We start from the raw sequence: 23,497 nt of genomic DNA on the forward strand, positions 1-23,497 counted from the left end.
ATGATTTATTGTCCATAGTAAGCATCTTTTCCATGCTTTCTTTCATAGTGCTTGTTGATTAAGGAATCCTTCATTCGATGTACATCAGGGTTAATCTGTTCGGTCAGGAAAGCCATCTTTGCCACATACTCCAGTACGGCTGCATTGTAAACTGCCTTTTTACCGTCCTTCCCCCAACAAAAAGGGGCATGGTTGCCAACCAACATCATTTCAACTTCCTTATAATCTAAACGGCTGTCCCTAAAATGATCGATAATCTGATATCCTGTCTGATGTTCATAATTCCCTTTGATCACCTCATCCTGCATTGGAGGAGCACAAGGGATGTCCTTGGTCAGGTGGTCTGCATGGGTTGTACCATAGATAGGGATATCTCTGTTGCTCTGTGCCCAGGCTGTCCCATAGGTGGAATGCGTGTGAACAATGGCCCCTATCTCATCCCATTCTTTATAAAGCACAGCATGGGTTTTCGTATCGGAAGAAGGCCTAAGATTGCCTTCGATAATGTTCGCATCAAAGTCTACTATAACCATGTCGGATGGTTTTAGGTCTTCATAAGGCACCCCACTTGGTTTGATCGCAAAAACCTTATTTTCCCGATCTACGACACTCACATTTCCAAATGTGAATAGAACTAAGCCTAGCTTGGGTAATTCCATGTTGGCATCGTATGCTTCCTGTTTAATTCTGTTATACATGGTAAAGGTTGTTTTCTAGTAAATCCGATAATTGGCTGTATTTCTTATATCGTTCGGCATAGATAGGAGCAAGTTCTGGATTAGGCTGGTATTCCACATCAAACCCTTGACCCATTTTCTCCATAGTCTCTTCAACTGTTTCATAAATACCACCTACGACTGCTGCAAACATGGCAGCTCCTAAGGCACAGGTTTGCTCAGATTTGTGGACTTTAATCGGCATATTGATGATGTCAGCCATCATTTGCATCACAAAAGGAGACTTTTTCGCCACTCCCCCTAAAGCAATAATCCCCTTAACAGGAATTTGCTGGTCTATAAAGCATTCAACAATTTTCTTGGCTCCAAAACAGGTCGACTCTACGACAGCACGGAACAATAAGATTACATCAGTTGATAGGTTCAGATCAAAAAAAGCTGATTTTAGGTTTTGATTCGCATATGGTGTTCTTCTGCCATTCAGCCAATCTATTGCCATTGGCTGAGAAAGTTTGGGCTTAATGGCACTTGCTTTCTCACTCAACATAGGGATAATCTTTTTTTCAGCTTGCTTAACCTGTTCATGATCCTTGCCCAGCAATTCTATCAATGGCCACATCAAAAGATCCTTAAACCAGGCATACGCATCTCCAAATGCAGATTGTCCAGCCTCAAGACCTGTCATTTTAGGAATAACAGAACCATTAACCTGTCCACAAATGCCTTCTAAGGTAAAATCGAGCTCGCCAGGGACAACCAAGATATCACAGGTTGAAGTTCCCATTACCTTACTTAGGAAATAAGGCTCTATTTCTCCACCCACGGCACCCATATGGCAATCAAAAGCACCAGCTCCAACACTGACATTGGTACTCAAACCAAGCTTTTTTGCCCATTCTGCTGATAGTTTCCCAACAGACTCCGACGAACAATACGTTCCTGTTCCTAACTTCTCGACATGTCCCTTGAGAATGGGGTCTAATTCCTCGAAAAATTCACTTGGAGGATACCCTTGATATTCTTCTGCCCATAAACCCTTATGACCCGCTGCACAGACTCCACGCTTTACCTCATCCGCAGAATTTCCTCCGGTCAATAAAAAAGGCACCCAATCACAATGTTCTATCCATGTATAGGCGTGTTCGCGAATTCTTTCATCAACACGGGAAATATGCAATATCTTAGACCAGAACCATTCCGAAGAATAAACGCCGCCAACATATTTTAGGTAGTTATTATCATACTTTTCTGCATGTGTATTTATTTCTTTTGCCTCTGCAACTGCGGTATGGTCTTTCCAAAGGATAAACATTGCATTTGGATTCTCAGCAAATTCTGGCAGTAAGGAAAGAGGAACTCCCTCTTTATTGATGGCAATCGGAGTGGATCCCGTGGTATCAACTGAAATAGCAACTACTTGAGAAGCTCTCTCAGGTCCCGCCAGTTCTAAACATCTCTTTATCGTCGCAGTAATTCCCTCGATATAATCTAACGGATGTTGTCGAAACTGATTCTTTTCAGGATCATTGTAAAGACCTTTGGCCCATCGAGGGTAGTAAAACACATCGGAAGATACTTCCTCCCCATTATTAGCATTTACCAAAATAGAGCGTACGGAATCTGTACCAAAATCTATCCCTATGACATAATTTCCTCGCATTTTGTAATTCTGTTGATGTTGAAGTTGATAGTTTATAATTGTTCAAACCAGCGGGTTGAATCATGAAATTTTCACATTTCGCAATGCAATATATTAAAAATATTTAATTAACGTCATTTTAACACTTATTTATTCAAAATATATTTTATCGCTAGGTAGTTTTTTCAAATTCTTAATTATTTATTTATTCGAGAGATAAAATAGCGCTTCATTAGTGTAGACCATACACTACAATTAAAACTTAATAGCTAGAATAAACCTTGAGGAAAGTTCAATAGCATTAAATTTGTACTCTCAACAATAGTCACCCAACTATTTGTTAGTGATAATAGAACACACACAGCTATTAAAAGAATAAAAATGAAAAAGGAATATAAGCAACCTAAGATTGAGGTTACTTTGATATATACTGAAGAAGGAATTGCGGCAGGATCGGCAAAGGTTTATCCAATGAATCAAAATGGATTTATGGAAGACCAATGGATCCAAGAAGATGATGACAATCGTAATATTGATTGGTAATCCCAGCTCAAAGAAAAGAATTGATTCGATAGGAAGCGACATGGTTATGTCGCTTTTTTTATTTTCTAGTATTTGCTATCCTAGCTTAAAAAGATTGTTTGAGTTATTTGAAACTATTCTTTGATAACTTGGAACTCTTCCTCCTAATAGGAATACAAAAACTTTAGGTATCATTTTCATCAACATATAGTAGATGAAGCTACAAATGGCAACACACAAAATCGGAATGATTAAGTAGGCATAAAACCGCTCCCAGCCTTCAACAAATAAATGATGATTGAAGAAAAAGCCTTTCAACCATTCTATGATATAAATTTCATGGAACACATAAATAAAAAAGGAAAGCGAACTGAAGCCTGTCAGTTTGTTCATGACCTCATAATTGTTGTTGAGATAGGCGAATAAATTGAATATGGAAATAACGCCAGCTAAAATAAATACTCTTAAAAAATATTCATGATAATCAGTCCCACTGGCTCTTAAGGCCAAATAAAGGAAAAGAAATGTCAAAATCATTGCTGGATATTTAACCTTATTAAAGAGCTTGAGCATATCTCTTTTTTCCAAAGAAAAGTAGGCTCCTAAACTAAAGAAAAATATGGCGGTCATGCTAAATCCCGGAACTGGGATCTCGATAAATGCTAAATACAGAATGGCCAGACCCATGATTCCATAAGCCCTGAAATACTTGATAAAATAAACTATCAGCGGGGAAATCAATACCATAACTATTAGATCTCGCAGGTACCATAATGGAAAATTTATCGGTACTTCCCAGATATTATGGTAGAAACCAGCATTCATGAGGATCCTAAAATCATCATCAACAGGTCTGCCTAGCTTGATGAAAATAAAATTCTTAGAGAATATCGCGATTCCAGTAATGATATTCCAAATAATATAAGGGCTAATTATCGTCCTAAACCTGCTTCTAACCTGTTTTTTATAGAAAGGAAGTACATCTCCAGAAAAGTTCTTGAAGAAGTAAAAGCCAGAAACCAAAAAATAGCATCTAACTGAAAACTTCGCAATATGATGGGAAAACATTTCCGAGACCAAGACATAGGTATCATTGGCGGAAATATTGAACTTTATGGTAGGATATGCAAAAGGAGCCAAATGAGCAATTACCACCAGAAATATCAAGGGCATTCTCATCGTGTCGATAACTTTCGACAGCTTTTCACTATTCATATTGAATAATTAACGATGTACATTAAAAGAAAAATTCTTTAATAGTTAATTTTGGCGTATTAATAAGGGCGCATAAAGGATAAACCCCTCTGTGTGATTTTAATTCATTCCAAAAGTAATGCAATATTACACATAAAAACATGTTGCATAATAGGTCATTACCGAAAAAACATAGTGATTTTTAGGAGTTTACTAAAACCCTAATTTGGATAACAAGCCTGGTTTTTTCCAAGTTTGTTTAAAATGTTCTGCAATGGCATCATGGTCATCATATGATAAAATATAATCCAATATTTTATGGGCTTCCTTAAGATATCCTTGTTGATAATTTACATGGGCTTTTGCCAATAAAACCTCCTCAGAAAGACTATCATAAGCCCATTGTTCCACCTTATAGATCTCTTGAAAACGATCGACCATTACATTCACTTGGCCGAGGTCATTTTGTTTGTCATATAGCTTGATACCATAGCTCAACCATAGTACATATTCATTACATTCCATTGCTTCTAGGCAAAAGGCATCATAATCACTGAACATCGCCGCCCCTTCCCTGTATTGGCCAACTAGATAATGACTTTTGACAATTAAATAGATGGTTTTGGCCTTGTCAAAGTCATTCAACAGAAAGGATTGTTTATTCTCCAGATAAAGTCTTGCCGATTTATTCACATGTTCATAATCCCCCAGTTCATTATAGGCCTGCATCAAATTAAATTGGGGATTCGCTTCATCGGGATACTTCTCAGCTATGGCTAAGTAGTAATCACGTCTTTCCAATGCAGATTTATGTTCAAATTCATGGTACAAGATGGATTCAACGGTATTTTTGGCTGCTTCAAAATCCCTGAAATCAAAATCGGAAATATCTGGGTTCTCCAAATAATGTTCGTAAATCTGGAACAGGAGTTCCTCTGCCTCAGCTTTAATATCGGAGGACATTTCTAATTTATGGTTTACAATCACCCAATCCGCTTTATGCTGTAAGTGCCTATAATACGATGCACTCTGCTCATCGTAAATACTGAAATAGTTTTCTAGGGCTTTCTGGGCTTTGGGATAATCTTCTTGTTTCAAAAGGGCATCAATTAGGGTATGATTTAATTCTGGGAATTCAGAATGTTTTAACCCTTCCTCTGCTACCGAAACAGCAGCAGGATAGTTGCCTAATGCAGTATACACGATTGCCAGGTTGTTACAGCACATGGCCCAGCAATGTTCATCACCATAAAAGTCACTTTCGAATGCAAAATCTTCAAAATACTTTCTAAATGCATCAAAGGACTGCTGATAAAGCTTTACATCCAACAGCCTCAAACCTTCTTTTATTGCATCTTCAGCCATATTTCTCAGAAAGTCATCCAAATTAACCCCTTCGTTATAGATATCCCTAGGTAAACTTGAAAACAAAGGAACATCCTGTTCAACCAAGCCGGTGGACAACAATTGAGATTCTACCATCCTCCTCCAGGTGGTCACATCAGGATGAATGCTAACCCCTTTCTTCAAAATAGAATAGGCATCATCAAAATTGCCCATCTCATATAAATAAGTTCCAACGAAATGATTAGCAGCAAAGTTATTCGGATATTTCCCTAAGAGTTCCAATCCATGTTGATAGTAATAATCCTCTGGAACACTCAATGACTCATAATAGTTCCTTTCAATAATCAACTGATAATAGAAAACATCCGGATTGTTATAACCGAGTTCAATTTGCTCCTTAAATCGTTGATGCCATTTCACAAAACCTTCGAGAACCTCGGGTTCATGATTGTCTCCTTTAATCAATTTCAACATTACTTTTAAAGCAACGTCCATTCCATTTGCTTGGTAAGCAATCTCTGCTAAATCTAGATATTCAAGATCCTGAGGACTAACAAAGTGAAAAATTCCCTTATCGATCATTTCCAGCAACTCAGCTTTCTCTGTTACTCCATCCCTGTCCAAAAGATAAACCTTCTTTATCCAGCAGATCGAGATATTACGGTCCTTTAGCTCCCGGAAATCTGCAAACTCGATCTCGAAGAATGCAATTGCCTCTTCTAAGGACTTCAGAAGAGCATCATCTTCTTTTAAGATCTCATATATCTTGATTTCGAATTCAAATCCAAAAACTTTGTTGAGCGGGTCTTGCTTGAGTTTTTCGGCATATCCTAGAAGTTCAGCTTTATTACTCTGCCTGAGGTCTACATTGGGTCTAGCAATTTGCTCCAACACATATTGATTGCCTAGCTGATAATTTAATAGATTATATAAAACCTTTGGATTGTTAGGTTCATAGTTCAGTACACGCTTGAGGTATGGAATTACCTGCTTTTTTATCGCTTTATATGCTTGTTCAGGCCCCGCTTCTAAACCTAAATCATGATGGGCAATCGACATCAGGTAAAGTACATCCGTATCCTTGGGATTATCCAATAAAAATTCCTCCCCCTTTTCGATACACATCTCCAGTTCCCCAGCATAAAACAACTGCTCTAATTCTTCGTAACTCATCTATTAAATTTTAATGCTAAAAGCATGTTAAGCTTCAATCAAATTTGATTCCTAAAGCAAAATACGAAAGTTAAGCCTCATTTATTATAGCTATTTTCAAAGTTTTTAAAGGTTAACATATTCATAATATACCTCTTTTTTCAACTATCTGAAAGCCAATTCAATAAAAACGAGCCCAAAAATGAGCTATATTAAAAGAGAATTCTCTTATCTTTAATTCGATCACTAATTCGAAAGTTCAACATGAATAGCAGGGAAGAAATAATCAAGAACTATATTAACGGCTATAATAGTTTCAACACAGAAATGATGTCTAGAGATTTAGATGAAAACCTTCTGTTCGAAAATATAGCAAATGGAAATGTAACTGATTCACTTGTGGGGTAACAAGAATTTATGAATCAGGCGGAACAGGCAAAATCATTTTTCTCTGAGCGACATCAAAAGATTACCGCCATGGAACACTTCGAAAACTATTCCGAAATCACTATTGAGTACACTGCTAAATTGTCTAAGGACCTTTCACCAGAATTGAATATTGGAGACAGCATCAAACTCGACGGAAAATCCATCTTTGAATTCAGCCCAGAAAATAAGATTACTGTGTTAAAGGATATCAGTTAAATTGAACGTTATTAAGTAGATCAATAACGTTCAATATTATTCTTTTTAAGATTAAAAGGCATCAACAACAGCATTCATGAAATCCAATTCCTCTTGGGTTAGATTGAAATCCATGGCCTTCGCATTTTGAACAGACTGTTGGGCATTTCTTGCGCCAGCTAAGGCTATCGTAATACCAGGACGTTCAACCGTCCAGCGGAGGACTAATTGCGCCAAGGTAACTCCCTTATCATCTGCCAGTGGCTTTATTCGCTCCAATAAGATGTTAGTCTTCTCGATAAAATCAGGTTGGAAGTGCGGATGTTTAGCTCTATGGTCGCCCTCTTGGAACTGATGAACAACATGGATCTTACCGGTCAAAAGACCTCTTTCCAATGGGCTATAGGCAAGAACGGCTTTATTCTGCTTAATACAGTATGGAATGGTCTCTTCCTCCACCGCCCTGTTCACCATGCTAAAAGGGATCTGGTTAGAAACCAGTGGCAAGGTCTTTTCCGCTTCAGCCATCAATTGGGCATTATAGTTACAAACCCCAGCATATCTGATTTTTCCCTGTTCGATCAATTGGGCGACCGCTTCAAAGGTTTCATCCAAAGGGGTCGTTGAATCCGGCCAATGGATCTGATATAGATCGATATAATCTGTCCCAAGCCTTTTTAGGCTCTGTTCACATTCATAAATAATGCTATCCTTTCCAGCATATTTATAGATTTCAATATCCTCACCATTATTTTTCTTACTGTGAAAGGCGAAATCACCTTCCGCTAAATCCCAGCGCATCCCAAACTTAGTCAGGATTTGGGTTTTATCCCTTGGGATATCCTTCAGGGCTTCTCCAACAATCTCTTCGCTAGTTCCTTGTCCATAAATAGGAGCTGTATCAATAGTGGTCACTCCCACCTCGTAGGCTGCCACAATAGCCTCAATGGCTTCTTTACGATCGGTCGACCCCCACATCCATCCACCTGCGGCCCAAGCCCCAAATGTGATTACTGAAGCATTGATCTCACTGTCTCCTATATACCTGTATTCCATAATATTTTAATTTTTTGTTTTGACCTATTCAATTAAACAACAGCACATTAATTAAAAATGTTTAGTATTATTCTTCTTTATTTCCATTGTATATTTCATTCAACATGGAATATAGTTCCGGATGATCTGATTTCAACATTTTAGGTTTCTGAAAGAAATATTCCGAAACGACCGCCAAAAATTCCGCTGGATTTGTTGCAGCATAATCTCGAATATCTGACTTGTCCCTTCTGATGGCTGAAATGGTAGCTTGCATCTCTTCCAACCATGGGTGGATCAAACTTTTGGGGATTAAATATTCCGGAATTCCATCCACCTCTCCATCTGCCTTGTCAATAAGGTGGACAAATTCATGTATAGCAGTATTGCTTTCCCCATTTTGGTTGAATCCGGCCATCAATGCTGAAAGCGATAGGATCATCTTTCTGTGCATGGCACCATCTCCTACCATCCCCAGGATATTTCTTTTTTCATCTTCAATATCATACTTTTCACTGAATGTTCCTGGATAGACGAGGACTTCATCTAAGTTTTCATACGACCAATTTTCAAAATGAAAGAGGGGAATGGTGGCACTGGCAGCTATCAGAATCCTATGTTCATCATTGATCACGGCACCTTTTTCCGGAGAGATCTTTGTGGTAGCCAAAAAATAGGAAACCCTCTTGATGAATTTACCCTGTTCAGTTTCATTCAATTGCTTGAAGAAGTTCACTTTTTCTCGAAGCACATTTTCTATTTCACTTTCGTCAGGAATTACCTTGTTGACCACCTTTTTATTGCCCACTTTTTTCCAGATGTAGACTGCTAATCCAATACCAATTGAAAAGACAACAAGAAGAGCAATGATATTATAAGTTTCCATATAAATTAAATTGAGGTAGCACAAATTCTAATATACAAATAATGATGCGTTGAAGTCGGTAATAAACGCTTTGGAACAAACAAAAAAAGAGCTTCCCAATTGGAAAGCTCTTTTATATCTATTAAGGGATGATGATTACATCATTCCACCCATGCCACCGCCCATTGGAGGACCGCCAGCACCTACTGGGTTGTCTTCTGGTTCATCAGCAAGTACACACTCTGTAGTCAATAACATGGAAGCTACTGAAGCAGCATTCTCTAATGCTACACGTGATACTTTAGTAGGATCGATAACTCCAGCAGAAATCAAGTTCTCAAACTTGTCTGTACGAGCATTGTATCCATAATCTGCAGTTCCTTCTTTAACTTTTTGAACGATTACTGCACCTTCAATACCGGCATTTGCACAGATCTGACGCAATGGCTCTTCAATAGCACGTTTGATGATATCGATACCGATTTGCTCATCTTCGTTTTCGCCTTTTAAGTTAACCAAAGCTTCTGTTGAACGGATGAAAGCAACTCCACCACCAGCAACAATACCTTCTTCTACTGCAGCACGCGTAGCGTGAAGAGCATCATCAACGCGGTCTTTTTTCTCTTTCATCTCTACTTCTGATGCAGCACCAACGTAAAGAACTGCAACACCACCTGACAATTTAGCCAAACGCTCTTGCAATTTCTCACGATCATAGTCAGAAGTTGTAGTTTCAATTTGTGAACGGATTTGGGCAACACGTGCCTTAATGTCTTCCACGTTTCCAGCCCCGTTAATGATAGTTGTGTTATCTTTGTCAACAACAACTTTCTCTGCTTGTCCTAAATAAGATAATTCAGCATTCTCTAATTTGAAACCTCTCTCTTCAGAAATTACTGTACCTCCAGTTAAGATAGCGATATCTTCCAACATTGCTTTACGACGGTCACCGAATCCAGGAGCTTTAACAGCAGCAACTTTCAGTGAACCACGGATTTTATTTACTACCAAAGTAGCTAATGCTTCTCCGTCTAAATCTTCTGCAATGATCAATAAAGGTTTTCCAGTTTGAACTTGTTTTTCCAAGATTGGCAACAACTCTTTCATGTTGCTGATTTTCTTGTCATAGATCAAAATGTAAGGGCTTTCTAATTCCGCTTCCATCTTATCCGAGTTAGTTACGAAATATGGAGATAAGTATCCTCTGTCAAATTGCATACCTTCTACTGTTTTCACTTCAGTTTCAGTACCTTTTGCTTCTTCAACAGTGATTACTCCGTCGTTTCCAACTTTTTCCATTGCTTCAGCGATCAATGAACCGATAACTTCGTCATTGTTTGCAGAAATTGAAGCAACTTGCTTGATTTTATTGTTGTCAGCACCTACTACTTGTGATTGAGATCTTAAGTTCTCTACTACAGCAGCAACAGCTTTGTCAATACCACGTTTTAAATCCATTGGATTTGCACCAGCAGCTACCGACTTAATACCTGGAGCTACGATTGCTTGAGCTAAAACAGTAGCAGTAGTTGTTCCGTCACCCGCTTGGTCAGCAGTCTTAGATGCAACTTCCTTAACCATTTGTGCGCCCATGTTTTCTAGAGCATCTTTCAATTCGATTTCCTTCGCAACTGAAACACCATCTTTAGTGATTGCTGGAGAACCAAATTTTTTCTCAATGATTACGTTACGACCTTTTGGACCTAAGGTAACTTTTACTGCGTTTGCAAGTGTGTCAACACCTTTTTTCAGGGCGTCGCGCGCTTCTACATTATATTTTACTTGTTTTGCCATTGTTATATGAAATTGAATCTTAGGTGTTAGGTTTTTTCAATAGATCTCAAACCCAAAACCTACTGTGTTTTAATTTTTTATCGTTGATTTTTTAATTACAGAACCGCGTAGATATCAGCTTCGCGCATAATTAAATATTCTTTTCCTTCATAGGTAATCTCTGTACCTGAATATTTGCCGTACAACACTTTGTCACCTACTTTTACAGTCAATGGTTCTTCAGGTTTACCAGCACCAACTGCTACAACTGTTCCTTGGGATGGTTTTTCTTTCGCTGTGTCAGGAATATAGATACCTGATGCTGTTTTTTCTTCTGCTGGAGCAGGCTCAACTACTATTCTGTCTCCGATAGGTTTAATACTTAATGCCATAATTGTATATCAATTTTTATTTTTTTCGATTACGTAACTCAAAAGCATCACTAACTATGCCAATTGAAATTAAGCAAAATATTTTGCCATTTTTGCATTAACTGTCATTTTTCATGTCAGTTAACCATCATCTTAATGTCATCATGACACCAATTCCGTATCCCTCTAAATCATAAAAAACAAGAAACCCTGCCTAAATCTAGACAGGGTTCTATTTCTTTAGCTATTAAGCCTGATTACTTTGTCGTATCGGTAGCAGCTGGAGTTTCTGTTGCCGGAGTTTGAGTAGTTCCTGTTGGAGTTCCTGTTGCAGGAGTCGCCGAAGGATTAAGGTTCAAGTTAGGAGCCGTAACTGGCGCCTCAATTTGATCTCCCAAACCACCTGTGTTGGATGATGATGGACCAATAATATTTATTGCAATACAAAATACCATTAAGGCAATCGCAAAAATCCATGTTCCTTTTTCTAAAATATCACCTGTGCGTTGCACACCAATTAAATTAGCGCCACCAGAAAATCCTGAGGATAAACCTCCACCTTTAGGGTTCTGAATCAATACAAAAAACGCTAATAATAAGCTTGCTAGAATAATTAGGATAATAAATAATACGTCCATTTCTATATTTCAATTATAACTTTTGTTCAATCTCTTTAATTCGGGTCGCAAAGTACGATTTTTTTTCTGGATTATCCGAAATTAATTTTCTAAATACCATGATCGCTTTTTCATACATCCCCTGGGTCTCGTAAATGTTCGCCAAGGTCTCAGTTACTACCTGTAATTGGTCCTCAGAACTGCTACGGGCCTTATTTTCAGTATTGATGGTCTCTGCCTTTGGAGGCTGGATCTGAGGCTCCTCGCGAATGAACTTCTCAATCACCTCATCCATCATCTCCGTAGACTTAAACTCTACCGTCTCTTTTTTATGCTTATCACTAAGCTTGTCAGATGGATCTTGCAAATGAAAGATATTCTCCCTGATTTGCTGATCCAATATCGCCTCATCTAATTTTTTAGGATCAAACTGCCCTTTTTGTTGTTTCGGCAACACAGGCGAAGAAAAAGGCTGATAGGTATCGGCATGCTCCATCCTAGTCTTATACAACCACCATCTAAAACTGTATGGCATCAATTCATCATTGTACAGACTGATATCCTCTTCCGGACTTCTTTTATTTTCTTCTTCCTGAGCAGGTACTTCTTCTTCTGATTCCACAGGAACCAATTCTTCCGACTCTATATCAAGTTCCTCTTCCCCAGCATATTCCCTTTCAATATCATACCCAGCAGCAAATTCAAATGCAGGCTCTTTCTCCTCTATTTCCTCTTCCTGACGCTCAACAACCTCATCTTCTACTTCTTCTACTTCGTCAAGATCATTGGCGGGCTCTGCTATAGTCTCTTCAACATCTGGGATACTCTCCACATCTACAGCCTCAACTTCCGTTTCCTCTATCTGCCCCTCACCATCAAGCTCCTCATAGGAAATATAATCATCAGAATCCACCTCTATCTCAGGGATAACCTCAATTGGCTTCTGTAGATAATCACGTAGCCAAAAAGGATTATTGGCATAGATCAAAGTCCGCTGCTTATCAATGCTTTGTCCTTCTAAAAATTTCTTGCGTTCATAGGCATATATTATAGGCTGGGAATATGGATACTTGGTCAGGAGTTGCTCAAAATCAGCAACACTAACTTCCATGGGGTTTTCCAGTGCTTTTCTAAAAATATATACTTGATCCATGTGATTCAAAGGCTCTTTTTTTACCAGTTATTAAATGCGCGGTTAAATACATCTTCAGTCAACATCTTGACAATCTCTTGGTTTAAGGTCATTTCTTGGCTATTTACCTGTCCTCTAAATTCCTTAAACTGCGTAAAAGACTCCTCAAAGTCACTTTCCCCGGTCTCATCTTTCCTATTCACGTATTTTACCTTAACCGTAATGGATAGTCGGTTTAATGCTGCCATATCTGTCCCAGCTTCCACCGCTGCAGGCGTAATCGCATAGTTGGTGATCACTCCTGAGAAGATAGCATCTCCATCCTGATTTACTTGGCTCAACTTAGATTGGGTCCTGATACGCTCCTTCAAGCCCTCCGTAAAGGTCTGGCTCAAGGTCGCAGATACAAAAGGCGAAATATTCTCAAATATCTCCACCGAATAGGTTTTCATGTTTTCGGGAATCGACCCTCCACTCAAACTATATTTTACACCGCAACCATTAAATGTAAGTATTACTAAAGCAGCAATAATAAATGTAATGAAATTGCCTTTATTCTTAAAATTGGACATATTAATCTAAGTTCAAATCCTTAATCTTTCTATAAAGCGTACGCTCAGAAATCCCTAATTCCTGCGCTGCTGCTTTACGCTTGCCTTTATGCTTCTTGAGGGCTTTCTTGATCAAATCAGACTCCTTATCAAGTAAAGATAATGATTCTTCTACCTCTTCCACATCCTGGGTATCATACAAATAATCATTTGCATTCCCATTCGGCTGATTTGGATTATGGATGGTAATCGTTGGATTTGGATTAACAGGGTAATCTTCTGAACCAATGGCCGCAGAACTTGGCCTGATCTCCTGATACAATTGATTGATATAAGGAGAATTTTGATCCATGGTTCCTTGATTGAAACCCTTCTGCATCAATTCAACGACTAATTTCTTCAAGTCGACCATATCCTTCTTCATGTCGAACAGAACCTTGTACAACAAATCTCTTTCCGAGAAATTCTCCTTCGACTGATCCTTTAATGGCATCGGAAGAGTAGTACTTTGGGTCTCAACTGGCAGATAATGGCTTAAAATCTGTGCATTGACCAACCTTTCCTTCTCTAGAACGGCAATCTGCTCTGCAATATTTTTCAATTGCCTCACATTTCCCGGCCAGCTATAGTTACGCAACATTTCTTGCGCATCTTCTGTAAGTTGAATACCTGGTGAACGATATTTATCAGAGAAATCCACAACGAATTTTCTAAATAAAAGCACAATATCTTCCTTACGCTCTCGCAAAGCTGGAATACGCAATGGAACAGTATTCAATCTATAATATAGATCTTCCCTGAATTTCCCTTTCTTAACTGCTTCATAAACATCAACATTCGTCGCAGCAACTACGCGAACATTTGTTTTCTGAACCTTAGACGATCCAACACGGATATATTCACCCGACTCCAGGACCCTTAACAATCGTGCCTGCGTACCTAAAGGTAATTCACCAACTTCATCCAGGAAAATGGTCCCTCCATCAACGACTTCAAAATACCCTTTCCTTGCTTCATGGGCTCCCGTAAAAGAACCTTTCTCATGACCAAACAACTCAGAATCAATCGTTCCCTCAGGAATCGCACCACAGTTTACCGCGATAAACGGACCATGCTTGCGACCACTTAATTGATGGATGATATGTGAAAACACTTCCTTACCAGAACCACTTTCACCTTGAATCAAAACCGAGATATCGGTAGGTGCTACCTGACGTGCAATATCGATCGCACGATTTAGTAATGGAGAATTCCCAATAATCCCAAACCTGCTCTTAATATCTTGATGATCCATTATTAATATTTAGTGTTTGATATTAATCAACTATTTTCCCAATCAATGTTGCAGATGTACAGCTTTCGCCTAACACATTAACATAATCTCCTACTTTATAGCGTTCATCTACGGGAAATACAACCATAGTGTTTTGATCGTTCCTTCCACAGAAATCCTTGTCAGAACGCTTTGAAGTCCCTTCGATCAATACTTTTTGAACCTGACCTACAAATTTTTCGATTCTATATAAGCTATGCTCACGTTGAAGATCTACAATCTCAGTCAACCTGCGTTTTTTAACCTCTTCAGGAATATCGTCCTCATAACGTTTGGCAGCCAAAGTTCCTGGACGTTCTGAATAAGCAAACATATAGGCGTAATCATATTTTACATAATCCATCATGGAAAGAGTTTCCTGATGTTCTTCCTCAGTTTCCGTACAGAAACCGGTGATGACATCTGTTGAAATTCCACATTCTGGAATAATACGGCGAATGGCATCAACCCTGTTGATATACCATTCTCGGTCATAGGTCCTATTCATCAACTCCAATACACGGCTGTTTCCAGACTGTACTGGTAAATGGATGTATTTACAGATGTTCTCATATTTTGCCATGGTATGCAATACCTCATCTGTAATGTCCTTAGGATGTGAAGTAGAAAACCTGATCCTTAATTCTGGACTCACTTCTGCAACCAAGGCCAACAATTGCGCAAAGTTCACTGTAGGCTTAGCCTCTTCTCCCTCTGCCACCGCTGGCGTATATTTATACGAATCTACATTCTGTCCCAATAAGGTTACTTCCTTGTACCCCGCATTGAATAGGTCCTGCGCTTCTTTCACAATAGATTCCACATCACGACTTCTTTCTCTACCTCTGGTAAATGGAACAACACAGAATGAACACATATTGTCACAACCACGCATAATGGAAATGAACGCTGAAATACCATTCGAATTTAATCGCACCGGACTTATATCAGCATAAGTTTCCTCCCTAGACAGCAATACATTTACAGCACGACCACCTTCATCAACTTTTTCTATCAAATTAGGAAGATCACGGTAAGCATCTGGCCCAACCACAACATCCACCAACTTCTCCTCTTCCAAGAATTTTGCCTTCAATCGCTCTGCCATACAGCCTAAAACGCCTACAACCATCCCAGGGTTCTTAGCCTTCGCAGATTCAAACTCCTTCAGCCTGTTCCTAACACGTTGTTCAGCATTCTCACGGATCGAACAGGTATTGATAAACACTACATCGGCATCTTTATAGTCCTTAGTAGTCTCAAAACCCTTATCCATTAGGATAGATGCCACAATCTCACTGTCAGAAAAATTCATCTGACACCCGTAACTCTCTATATATAACTTACGCCCAGTGGATTTCCCTGTAGGCAGCATATCTAAAGCCTCGCCTTGACGAGATTCATCATGCGTTTTTGTTGTATGCGATAACTCTAACATAGTCAATTTTCAAAGACTACAAAGTTAGTAATTATCTATTAAACAAATGACAGTTTGTCAGCAGTTGAGGAAAATTTAACAAAAATCCCCTCCCAATTCTTACCCACCCTTCCTCGGTTTTATAACAAGTTCAATACAGTAATCAGCAAAATCCATAAAAAAAAGGGGTGTCAATTTACTTGACACCCCTTTCAAATTATTTTTCACGGTCTTATTGACCTGCTTCTCTTTTAGCTTCTTCCTGCATTTTCTTACTTGCAGTAATGATGATCTCAACACGACGGTTTTCTGCTCTTCCTGCATCAGTATCGTTTGATGCAATCGGCTCAGAATAGTTTTTACCTTCAGTTTTGATACGGCTACCTGCTAAACCTTGAGATACTGCGAATGATTTTACAGATGCAGCACGACCGTTAGAAACTTTTTGGTTTGCTTGTAATGTACCTACATTATCTGTGTGACCTAACACCAAGATTTCAGTATCTGGTTCTTTATTCAAGGTCTCAACTAATTTAGCAATGTTTTCCTTTGCGGATGGTTTCAACGCTGTACTGTTGAAGTCAAACAAAATACCTGAGTCAAATTTCACCAAAATACCCTCACCTGCTTGCTCTACTTCAGCACCAGCTACTGTATTTTCGATTTCTTTGGCCTGTTTGTCCATCTTCTTACCGATCAATGTACCTGCAGCACCACCGATTACAGCTCCAGCGATTGCTCCAACTGCCGTGTTACCTGCTTTACTTCCGATCAATGCTCCAAGAGCACCACCTGATGCAGTACCGATTACTGCTCCTTTTGTAGTGTTACTACTATTTTGAATGGTTGAACAGCTAGCAAATAACATAGCTGATGTAGCTACTGTCAATCCATAAACCGCTAGTCTTTTATTCATTTTCATAATCAAATTGTTTATCTTTTATACTAAATAATTTATTGTCAATTTATAGTCAACTTATTTGCAAAGCCAATGCCAAAAGCGTTTTTATCACCTTTGCCAGTTGCAACATATTAATTATCAGTATCTTATTTTTCCTGAACTGGAATATCTAACTTCGGTAAACGTTGTGATTTAGGGCGTCCCTGAGAATTCCAGGTCTTAAATGATGAATTGATATAGTTCATCAAATCGTATTGTCCCCAACGTGAAGCAGTGGCATATGATGGTCTATAGATATCCATAAAAGATTGTAATTCCTCTCCTTCCAGATGGGTCAGTTTGGTAACAATGGTTTTATTGAAAATACGGTCTACCTTAGTTTCTTCAAGCTCTTGATTCATGAACTTTTCAAAACGTTTCGCATTTTTGGCTTCCTTTCCAAAAAGATTATACAAGGCTGTTGCTGGGCTGGAGACATAGGTACCAAATTTATTCTGCCCCCCATTGTAGACTCCTTTACTCTCGTAGTCATCCAACATCTCCTTCATCTCCATCTCCTTTGTACTACGGGTTACAACAACGGTCTCGATCCGATTACCCGCCTGCAAATCCACCAAAATATCTTCTAATGTGTTAATCCTAGTTTTGATAGGCCCATATCCAACTTTACTGATGGTAATGGTATCACCTACATTAACTTCAATATTAAAGACACCGTAAGAGTTACTCCTCACGGTTTGTTTGGTCCTCTGGTTGACCACGTTCGCATCACTAATCCTAGTGCTTGTCCCTTTTTCCAGAACCAATCCAGAAATTATGTTATCCTGATCTTGGGCATGTGCAGCAAGCGCCAAGAAAAACAATGTACATAACAGGGCAATATATTTTACTTTATTATACATCCAATTTTAAAGGTAATAATACTTTTGACTAGGAAATGTTAAAAAGTTTTAAATCACTATGTATTATATGGATAGAAAACAAAGTTTGCGCCCTCAGGAACCACAACGAACAAACACATAAAATCATTCGCTGATTTGAAATTCCTTTCGAAATATTCTTTCCTATCTTCCTTTATGATTCCTCTATCGACAAACTCTTCCAGGGAACTCGCTTGAATGCTCCATTGTGTATTCAGTTCATCCCTGTCCAAGATCATTTCTCCCAAATCAACTTTCAATTGGTGAGCGACAAAAATAGGATACAGGGTATAGCCTTCTGCCATCATTTCAGCAGAAACTTCTTGAATAGATTCCTTATAAAAATCGAGGTCTTTCTTCAAGCTTACTAACGGACTCTGCCCTTTTCCTGCTTTTCCTTCTTCTTCGGGTCCTTTATTTAATAGATCCTGTAAATCCATTTATTTCTTCAATTTTAACAATACTACATTCTCAACATGTTGCGTATGGGGGAACATATCTACCGGTTTTATCCGCACAACCTCATACTTACTGGTTAAGCTTTCCAAATCACGTGCCTGAGTTGCAGCATTACAACTCACATACACTACTTTCTCACTTTCCATCTCCAAAATCCTATCTACAACATCGGCATGCATACCTGCCCTCGGTGGATCGGTGATCACAACGTCTGGCTTCCCATGTTCTTTGATAAAATCAGCCGTCAACACATCCTTCATATCACCTGCATAAAATTTCGTGTTATGGATACCATTGGTTTCAGAATTGATTTTGGCATCCTCAATTGCTGAGGGAACATATTCCACACCAACAACCTCGCGAGCAGATCGCGCAACAAAATTCGCGATAGTTCCAGCACCGGTATATAAGTCATAGACTAGCTCATCCCCTTTTAGATCAGCAAAGTCTCTGGTGATCTTATAAAGTTCGTATGCTTGTCTGGAATTTGTTTGATAGAAAGATTTAGGTCCAACCTTGAATTTGAGACCTTCCATTTCCTCATAGATAAAATCACGTCCTGAATAAACATGTATATCTTGATCAAAAATGGTGTCATTCCTTTTTTGGTTGATGATATATAATAAGGAAGTAATTTCTGGAAACTTGTCTTTAATAAAGGACATCAATAAATCTACCTGTCCTTCTTCAGGATATGCAAAAACCACGATCACCATTAATTCACCAGTGGAAGAAGTTCTGATGATTAAATTCCGAAGGGAACCTTCATGGTCCCTAAGATCATAGAATGAAAAAAAGTTTTCTTTAGCAAATTCAAAAATGCTGTTCCTGATATCGTTAGAAGGCTCTTGTTGCAAATAGCAATGATCAATGGTCAAGATCTTATCAAACCTACCGGGAACATGGAAACCCAAAGCGTCCATGGAATCTCCAGGCTCAACCTCATCGAGGCTGGTTAACCAGCGCTTGTTCGAAAAAGTATATTCCAGCTTATTCCTGTAATATTCTGTCTGCGCAGAACCTAAGATCGGCTCCATACCAGCAACATCCACTTTTCCAATACGCGACAAGGCATTCCCTACATATTGCTCCTTAAATTTCAGCTGAGATTCATAGGTCATGTGTTGCCATTTACAGCCTCCACACACACCAAAATGTGAACAGAAAGGATCTATCCTATATTCAGAAGCCTTCTTTACCTCAGAAATCTTACCTTCTGCAAAATTCTTCTTCTTGCGGATCAATTCAACATCCACCACATCTCCAGGCACTGCCCGCTCAATAAATAAAACTAAATTATCATGCTTGGCAACTCCCTTGCCCTCTTCTGCAATGTCAATAATCTCAACATCCGTAATAAATTTCTTTTCCTGAGGTATTCTTCTTCCCATATTGGCGCAAAAATACGCAAAAATTTAATAGCAGAATGATTTTTGATTTTGATCAACATCTCGCCGGAAAGTTCCCAATACTGTAGGGGCTTATTGCATAAGCCCGCCCATACAAACATAAATTTATATCACCTTCTGATTTATATCTTGTTTTTTTTAAGAAAATTTTGTCATTGCTAGCAGAGCGAACGAACGATGTCTATTGTCTATTGCCTTATGTCCACTGCCTCTTTCTTAGACTCCAAAAGCGTAGCTTCAACTAAATAGGGAAGGATTTCTTTCTGGAAGGAAATAAAATTCTTGCGCACATCAGCCTCCGATACAGCGGTAAATGCGAAAGAAAATACAATGTTTTTGGAAGTTTTGATAAGGAAGGTTAATCGTTCTTCGGGAATCATGTTGGCAATGGTTTCATTCTGCATAAAGGAACGCAGCAATAGAAACTCCAGGTCATCCGAAAGGAGTTTAAGGTACTCCTGGGCATTGACCGACTCACGGATAAATTCCCAACCTACAAATTCATTACAGACCGTATAGGTAACACGGCTAACCCTCAAAATGGTATTGGCAAGGAAAAGAGCCAGGTCTTTCTCATTCACGTTCTTGTTCAGGATATCATAGACATTGTCCTGTATATAATCCATCAGAACCTCATGTAGAATCAACTCTTTACTTGCGAAATATTTATAGAAGGTTGCTTTAGCAATGGAAGCATTCTTGGCCAGCTCATTAACGCTGGTTTTATTATAGCCATATTTCCTAAATAGATCTCTTGCAGATTTCTTTATTGCTATAACTACTTTGTCTTCCATGAAGCTGTTTTTTTGAATTTGGGATTCAATTTTTTATATGATTCTACCCAAGACCATAAAAATCTCGGGTAGAATACTAACCAATTGGTTTAAATAATCTCTGTCTCAAATTGAGATAAGAAACGAACATCGTTTTCTGAGAACAAACGCAGATCGCGGATCTCATATTTCAGGTTCGTAATCCTTTCGATACCCATACCGAAGGCAAAGCCTGAATATTTCTTACTGTCAATTCCGCAATTATCCAACACGTTCGGATCTACCATACCACAACCAAGGATCTCTACCCAGCCTGAATATTTACACATCTGGCAACCTGCACCTTTACAGATAGTACAGGAAATATCCATTTCAGCTGAAGGTTCAGTAAAAGGGAAATAGGAGGGACGGAATCTTACTTTCGTGTCTTCTCCGTACAATTCTTTCACAAAGTGATATAATGTCTGTTTCAAATCAGCGAACGACACATTCTCATCCACATATAATCCTTCGATTTGGTGGAAGAAACAATGCGCTCTCGCAGATATTGCTTCATTACGGTATACCCTTCCTGGCATCAAAGCGCGGAAAGGAGGTTTCCCTGCTTCCATCAATCGAACCTGAACCGACGAAGTATGCGTACGCAGCACAACATCATTTCCATCTTGTTTCTTGATAAAGAATGTATCCTGCATATCCCTAGCTGGATGCTCTGGAGCAAAATTTAACGCCGAGAAGTTATGCCAATCATCCTCAATCTCATTTCCTTCAGCAACAACAAATCCCAACTTCTTGAAAATCTCAACAATCTCTTTTCTTACTAAGGAAAGTGGGTGTCTAGATCCCAAGGTGAAGCCTGGACCTGGTAAAGTCAAATCTCCTTCAGGATTTGCCGATTGACCTTCAGATTGATCAGCAAATTGTTCCGATGCCTCTTTAAATGTGTTTTCAGCTAATTGCTTGAATTCATTCAATACTTTTCCTAAAACCCTCTTTTCATCTGAGGATACAGTCTTGAACTCTTCAAACAGGTTTTTTACGATGCCTTTGGACACCAAAAACTTTAATCTAAATGCTTCAACATCTTGGGCTGAACTTGGCGCAAATGCCTTTATCTCTTCAGTATACTGCGTTATCTTATCTTGCAACATGTGTCAAAGATACAGCAATTTTAAAAAATAAATGAAATGGTACAATATTTAATTAGGTAGATTAAAATGGTAGACCATCACTATCGTCGTCATTCTCTGTAAAGTCGACGGCTTGTTCCTTTGGTTCACTGCTAGTGGAGGCTCCACTCGTGGCACTCTGTTGTGGGCTTTGAGGCTCAAAATCAGAACGTCTACCCAATAAATTAAAACTCTCTGCTACGATCTCTGTCGTATAGCGACGGATACCTTCTTTATCTTCATAAGAACGCGTCCTCAATTTCCCTTCTATGTAGACCAATTTCCCTTTACTCAGGTACTTTACCGCAACATCTGCCAGACCGCGCCACAATACGATATTGTGCCATTCAGTCTGCTCTACACGACGGCCATCTTTGTTGAAAGTCTCCGAAGTTGCCAAAGGAAAACTAGCAACACTTACATTTCCTTCTAAATAGCGGATTTCTGGGTCTTTTCCAAGATGACCAACTAAAATAACTTTATTTACTCCCGACATACAATAATTTAGGATTTAGTGAGCACTAAAAATAATGTTCCACAAAGGAACTAATCAGTTTATGTTTAGCTAATGTATCTAATTTTTCTAATAAAAAATAATTCCAAAAGCTTTTTTTGACCAATTCCCGATTATCCATATCAAGGCTATAAAATCGGGCAAAAATATTCTGATGGCTTAAAATATGCTTCACTTGCCCTTTTATCATTTTAGGGACAGTTTCCCCAAAATTATTCCTGTACTCTTCTAATTGTACCAATTCTGCTACATTCAAATCCCCTTCACTCTCTATCATCGGAAACTCATACAAATTGGCCCAAACATCTCCTTCGGATCGCTGTGACATCAAAACCGACCCTTCTTTTTCAATTATAAAGTAATGAAAATACCTATCTCTACTTTTTTTACCTTTTAGTTTAACCGGCAATCTATCAACCAAACCCTCCTCATAGGCTCTACAATCTAGCCTCAAGATGCAATCTTCACAATTTGGATTCTTAGGTTTGCATTGCAGGGCACCAAAGTCCATTATTGCCTGATTGTATTCTGCTGGATGCTCCCGATCTAACATCTCCTCCGCCAATTTGGAAAAAAGCTTTTTCCCGGAACTGCTGTTGATCGCCTCATCTATTCCAAAATATCGAGCTAAAACCCTAAAGACATTTCCATCCAAAACAGCATGCGCTTGGTTGCTGGAAAAAGAGGAAATGGCTGCGGCTGTATAATCCCCAACACCGGGCAACGCCAAAAGCATCTGATAATCAGTTGGAAACTCACCATTATGCCTATCCAAAACCTGCTTACTCGCCTTATGCATGTTCCTCGCCCTAGAATAATAGCCCAAGCCCTGCCATAATCTCAAAATCTCAGACTCCTCAGCTTCCGCAAACTTTGTTACATTAGGATAGTTCTCTAAAAATTTGAAAAAATACGGCATCCCTTGCTCAACCCTTGTCTGTTGAAGGATGATTTCTGATAACCAAATGATATAGGGATTCTTGGTCTCACGCCATGGTAGAGCTCTTTTATGCTGAGCATACCAGGTTAAGATTCGTTCCGAAAATGACATAATACAAAGATGATAATTTTAACCCTCCCTATTCCTTAAAAAGTTATAAAATGTTAAAATTTCTTGCAATTAT

General features: G+C 38.8%; 23 protein-coding genes. 2 read left to right on the plus strand and 21 right to left on the minus strand.

Annotated features, from left to right (window positions below; translation table 11 throughout):
• Window positions 1–5: 5 nt before the first annotated feature.
• Together RT138_RS03545 and RT138_RS03550 are read right to left on the minus strand one after the other, a co-directional pair.
• Entirely contained in the window at window positions 6–698 is a 693-nt protein-coding gene (locus RT138_RS03545; RefSeq protein WP_313189553.1) for an L-ribulose-5-phosphate 4-epimerase, read from the minus strand.
• On the minus strand, window positions 691–2,337 hold the full coding sequence (locus RT138_RS03550; RefSeq protein WP_313189554.1) for a ribulokinase: 1,647 nt from the start codon (window positions 2,335–2,337) through the stop codon (window positions 691–693). Before RT138_RS03550 ends, RT138_RS03545 begins: the two co-directional genes overlap by 8 nt.
• A gap of 360 nt (window positions 2,338–2,697) precedes the next feature.
• On the opposite strand from RT138_RS03550, the gene RT138_RS03555 reads away from it, so the two are divergent.
• A complete protein-coding gene (locus tag RT138_RS03555) occupies window positions 2,698–2,859 on the plus strand; it encodes a hypothetical protein (RefSeq protein WP_185213033.1) in 162 nt (53 codons plus the stop codon).
• 75 nt (window positions 2,860–2,934) lie between these two features.
• Here RT138_RS03555 and RT138_RS03560 read toward each other — a convergent pair whose 3' ends face one another.
• Window positions 2,935–4,053, minus strand: a complete 1,119-nt coding sequence (locus tag RT138_RS03560) for an acyltransferase (protein WP_313189555.1) — start codon at window positions 4,051–4,053, stop codon at window positions 2,935–2,937.
• Between the two features lie 192 nt (window positions 4,054–4,245).
• Window positions 4,246–6,552: a tetratricopeptide repeat protein gene (locus tag RT138_RS03565; RefSeq protein WP_313189556.1), complete on the minus strand. Its 2,307-nt coding sequence runs from the start codon at window positions 6,550–6,552 to the stop codon at window positions 4,246–4,248.
• Window positions 6,553–6,948: 396 nt separating this feature from the next.
• On the opposite strand from RT138_RS03565, the gene RT138_RS03570 reads away from it, so the two are divergent.
• A complete protein-coding gene (locus tag RT138_RS03570; RefSeq protein ID WP_313189557.1) occupies window positions 6,949–7,176 on the plus strand; it encodes a hypothetical protein in 228 nt (75 codons plus the stop codon).
• 51 nt (window positions 7,177–7,227) lie between these two features.
• Here the strand turns inward: RT138_RS03570 and RT138_RS03575 are convergent, their stop codons facing one another.
• From RT138_RS03575 to mutY, 17 genes are all read right to left on the minus strand, one after another.
• Complete coding sequence (locus RT138_RS03575; protein ID WP_313189558.1) at window positions 7,228–8,211, minus strand: aldo/keto reductase; 984 nt, start codon at window positions 8,209–8,211, stop codon at window positions 7,228–7,230.
• A gap of 67 nt (window positions 8,212–8,278) precedes the next feature.
• The gene (locus RT138_RS03580) at window positions 8,279–9,076 is read right to left on the minus strand and encodes a M90 family metallopeptidase (RefSeq protein ID WP_313189559.1); all 798 of its coding nucleotides are present in this window, start codon (window positions 9,074–9,076) and stop codon (window positions 8,279–8,281) included.
• 135 nt (window positions 9,077–9,211) lie between these two features.
• Window positions 9,212–10,849, minus strand: coding sequence for a chaperonin GroEL (gene groL, locus RT138_RS03585; RefSeq protein ID WP_185213039.1), 1,638 nt, complete (start codon window positions 10,847–10,849; stop codon window positions 9,212–9,214).
• Window positions 10,850–10,944: 95 nt separating this feature from the next.
• Entirely contained in the window at window positions 10,945–11,220 is a 276-nt protein-coding gene (gene groES / locus RT138_RS03590; RefSeq protein ID WP_185213040.1) for a co-chaperone GroES, read from the minus strand.
• Window positions 11,221–11,456: 236 nt separating this feature from the next.
• A complete protein-coding gene (gene secG, locus RT138_RS03595; protein ID WP_313189560.1) occupies window positions 11,457–11,837 on the minus strand; it encodes a preprotein translocase subunit SecG in 381 nt (126 codons plus the stop codon).
• Window positions 11,838–11,850: 13 nt separating this feature from the next.
• Entirely contained in the window at window positions 11,851–12,969 is a 1,119-nt protein-coding gene (locus tag RT138_RS03600) for a hypothetical protein (RefSeq protein ID WP_313189561.1), read from the minus strand.
• A 20-nt stretch (window positions 12,970–12,989) separates the two neighbouring features.
• On the minus strand, window positions 12,990–13,400 hold the full coding sequence (locus tag RT138_RS03605; protein WP_313189562.1) for an LptE family protein: 411 nt from the start codon (window positions 13,398–13,400) through the stop codon (window positions 12,990–12,992).
• A 121-nt stretch (window positions 13,401–13,521) separates the two neighbouring features.
• A complete protein-coding gene (locus tag RT138_RS03610) occupies window positions 13,522–14,793 on the minus strand; it encodes a sigma 54-interacting transcriptional regulator (RefSeq protein ID WP_185213044.1) in 1,272 nt (423 codons plus the stop codon).
• A gap of 22 nt (window positions 14,794–14,815) precedes the next feature.
• Window positions 14,816–16,249 (minus strand): tRNA (N6-isopentenyl adenosine(37)-C2)-methylthiotransferase MiaB, encoded by a 1,434-nt coding sequence (gene miaB / locus RT138_RS03615; RefSeq protein ID WP_313189563.1) that lies wholly within the window; start codon window positions 16,247–16,249, stop codon window positions 14,816–14,818.
• Window positions 16,250–16,460: 211 nt separating this feature from the next.
• Entirely contained in the window at window positions 16,461–17,150 is a 690-nt protein-coding gene (locus RT138_RS03620) for an OmpA family protein (protein WP_254528936.1), read from the minus strand.
• A gap of 125 nt (window positions 17,151–17,275) precedes the next feature.
• A complete protein-coding gene (locus tag RT138_RS03625) occupies window positions 17,276–18,031 on the minus strand; it encodes a hypothetical protein (RefSeq protein ID WP_313189564.1) in 756 nt (251 codons plus the stop codon).
• A gap of 56 nt (window positions 18,032–18,087) precedes the next feature.
• The gene (locus RT138_RS03630; protein WP_313189565.1) at window positions 18,088–18,489 is read right to left on the minus strand and encodes a hypothetical protein; all 402 of its coding nucleotides are present in this window, start codon (window positions 18,487–18,489) and stop codon (window positions 18,088–18,090) included.
• Complete coding sequence (rlmD, locus tag RT138_RS03635; RefSeq protein ID WP_313189566.1) at window positions 18,490–19,899, minus strand: 23S rRNA (uracil(1939)-C(5))-methyltransferase RlmD; 1,410 nt, start codon at window positions 19,897–19,899, stop codon at window positions 18,490–18,492.
• Window positions 19,900–20,105: 206 nt separating this feature from the next.
• Window positions 20,106–20,711: a TetR/AcrR family transcriptional regulator gene (locus RT138_RS03640; RefSeq protein WP_313189567.1), complete on the minus strand. Its 606-nt coding sequence runs from the start codon at window positions 20,709–20,711 to the stop codon at window positions 20,106–20,108.
• A gap of 89 nt (window positions 20,712–20,800) precedes the next feature.
• Window positions 20,801–21,841 carry a phenylalanine--tRNA ligase subunit alpha gene (gene pheS / locus RT138_RS03645; protein ID WP_313189568.1) on the minus strand — a complete coding sequence of 347 codons (1,041 nt, stop codon included), beginning with the start codon at window positions 21,839–21,841 and terminating at the stop codon, window positions 20,801–20,803.
• A gap of 61 nt (window positions 21,842–21,902) precedes the next feature.
• Window positions 21,903–22,355, minus strand: a complete 453-nt coding sequence (locus tag RT138_RS03650) for a single-stranded DNA-binding protein (protein WP_313189569.1) — start codon at window positions 22,353–22,355, stop codon at window positions 21,903–21,905.
• A gap of 25 nt (window positions 22,356–22,380) precedes the next feature.
• The gene (gene mutY, locus RT138_RS03655) at window positions 22,381–23,424 is read right to left on the minus strand and encodes an A/G-specific adenine glycosylase (RefSeq protein ID WP_313189570.1); all 1,044 of its coding nucleotides are present in this window, start codon (window positions 23,422–23,424) and stop codon (window positions 22,381–22,383) included.
• Window positions 23,425–23,497: the final 73 nt, after the last annotated feature.

Origin of the sequence: Sphingobacterium sp., assembly GCF_032065005.1 — a bacterium.
GTDB lineage: Bacteria > Bacteroidota > Bacteroidia > Sphingobacteriales > Sphingobacteriaceae > Sphingobacterium.

Excerpts from the sequence above, each read along its gene's own strand:
- mutY (WP_313189570.1), bottom strand. The coding sequence starts at position 23,424 with ATGTCATTTTCGGAACGAATCTTAACCTGGTATGCTCAGCATAAAAGA.
- RT138_RS03575 (WP_313189558.1), bottom strand. The coding sequence starts at position 8,211 with ATGGAATACAGGTATATAGGAGACAGTGAGATCAATGCTTCAGTAATC.
- RT138_RS03550 (WP_313189554.1), bottom strand. The coding sequence starts at position 2,337 with ATGCGAGGAAATTATGTCATAGGGATAGATTTTGGTACAGATTCCGTA.
- RT138_RS03560 (WP_313189555.1), bottom strand. The coding sequence starts at position 4,053 with ATGAATAGTGAAAAGCTGTCGAAAGTTATCGACACGATGAGAATGCCC.
- RT138_RS03625 (WP_313189564.1), bottom strand. The coding sequence starts at position 18,031 with ATGTATAATAAAGTAAAATATATTGCCCTGTTATGTACATTGTTTTTC.
- RT138_RS03620 (WP_254528936.1), bottom strand. The coding sequence starts at position 17,150 with ATGAAAATGAATAAAAGACTAGCGGTTTATGGATTGACAGTAGCTACA.
- RT138_RS03555 (WP_185213033.1), top strand. The coding sequence starts at position 2,698 with ATGAAAAAGGAATATAAGCAACCTAAGATTGAGGTTACTTTGATATAT.
- secG (WP_313189560.1), bottom strand. The coding sequence starts at position 11,837 with ATGGACGTATTATTTATTATCCTAATTATTCTAGCAAGCTTATTATTA.
- RT138_RS03600 (WP_313189561.1), bottom strand. The coding sequence starts at position 12,969 with ATGGATCAAGTATATATTTTTAGAAAAGCACTGGAAAACCCCATGGAA.
- RT138_RS03565 (WP_313189556.1), bottom strand. The coding sequence starts at position 6,552 with ATGAGTTACGAAGAATTAGAGCAGTTGTTTTATGCTGGGGAACTGGAG.
- rlmD (WP_313189566.1), bottom strand. The coding sequence starts at position 19,899 with ATGGGAAGAAGAATACCTCAGGAAAAGAAATTTATTACGGATGTTGAG.
- groL (WP_185213039.1), bottom strand. The coding sequence starts at position 10,849 with ATGGCAAAACAAGTAAAATATAATGTAGAAGCGCGCGACGCCCTGAAA.
- groES (WP_185213040.1), bottom strand. The coding sequence starts at position 11,220 with ATGGCATTAAGTATTAAACCTATCGGAGACAGAATAGTAGTTGAGCCT.
- RT138_RS03580 (WP_313189559.1), bottom strand. The coding sequence starts at position 9,076 with ATGGAAACTTATAATATCATTGCTCTTCTTGTTGTCTTTTCAATTGGT.
- miaB (WP_313189563.1), bottom strand. The coding sequence starts at position 16,249 with ATGTTAGAGTTATCGCATACAACAAAAACGCATGATGAATCTCGTCAA.
- RT138_RS03570 (WP_313189557.1), top strand. The coding sequence starts at position 6,949 with ATGAATCAGGCGGAACAGGCAAAATCATTTTTCTCTGAGCGACATCAA.
- RT138_RS03545 (WP_313189553.1), bottom strand. The coding sequence starts at position 698 with ATGTATAACAGAATTAAACAGGAAGCATACGATGCCAACATGGAATTA.
- pheS (WP_313189568.1), bottom strand. The coding sequence starts at position 21,841 with ATGTTGCAAGATAAGATAACGCAGTATACTGAAGAGATAAAGGCATTT.
- RT138_RS03650 (WP_313189569.1), bottom strand. The coding sequence starts at position 22,355 with ATGTCGGGAGTAAATAAAGTTATTTTAGTTGGTCATCTTGGAAAAGAC.
- RT138_RS03610 (WP_185213044.1), bottom strand. The coding sequence starts at position 14,793 with ATGGATCATCAAGATATTAAGAGCAGGTTTGGGATTATTGGGAATTCT.
- RT138_RS03605 (WP_313189562.1), bottom strand. The coding sequence starts at position 13,400 with ATGAAAACCTATTCGGTGGAGATATTTGAGAATATTTCGCCTTTTGTA.
- RT138_RS03630 (WP_313189565.1), bottom strand. The coding sequence starts at position 18,489 with ATGGATTTACAGGATCTATTAAATAAAGGACCCGAAGAAGAAGGAAAA.
- RT138_RS03640 (WP_313189567.1), bottom strand. The coding sequence starts at position 20,711 with ATGGAAGACAAAGTAGTTATAGCAATAAAGAAATCTGCAAGAGATCTA.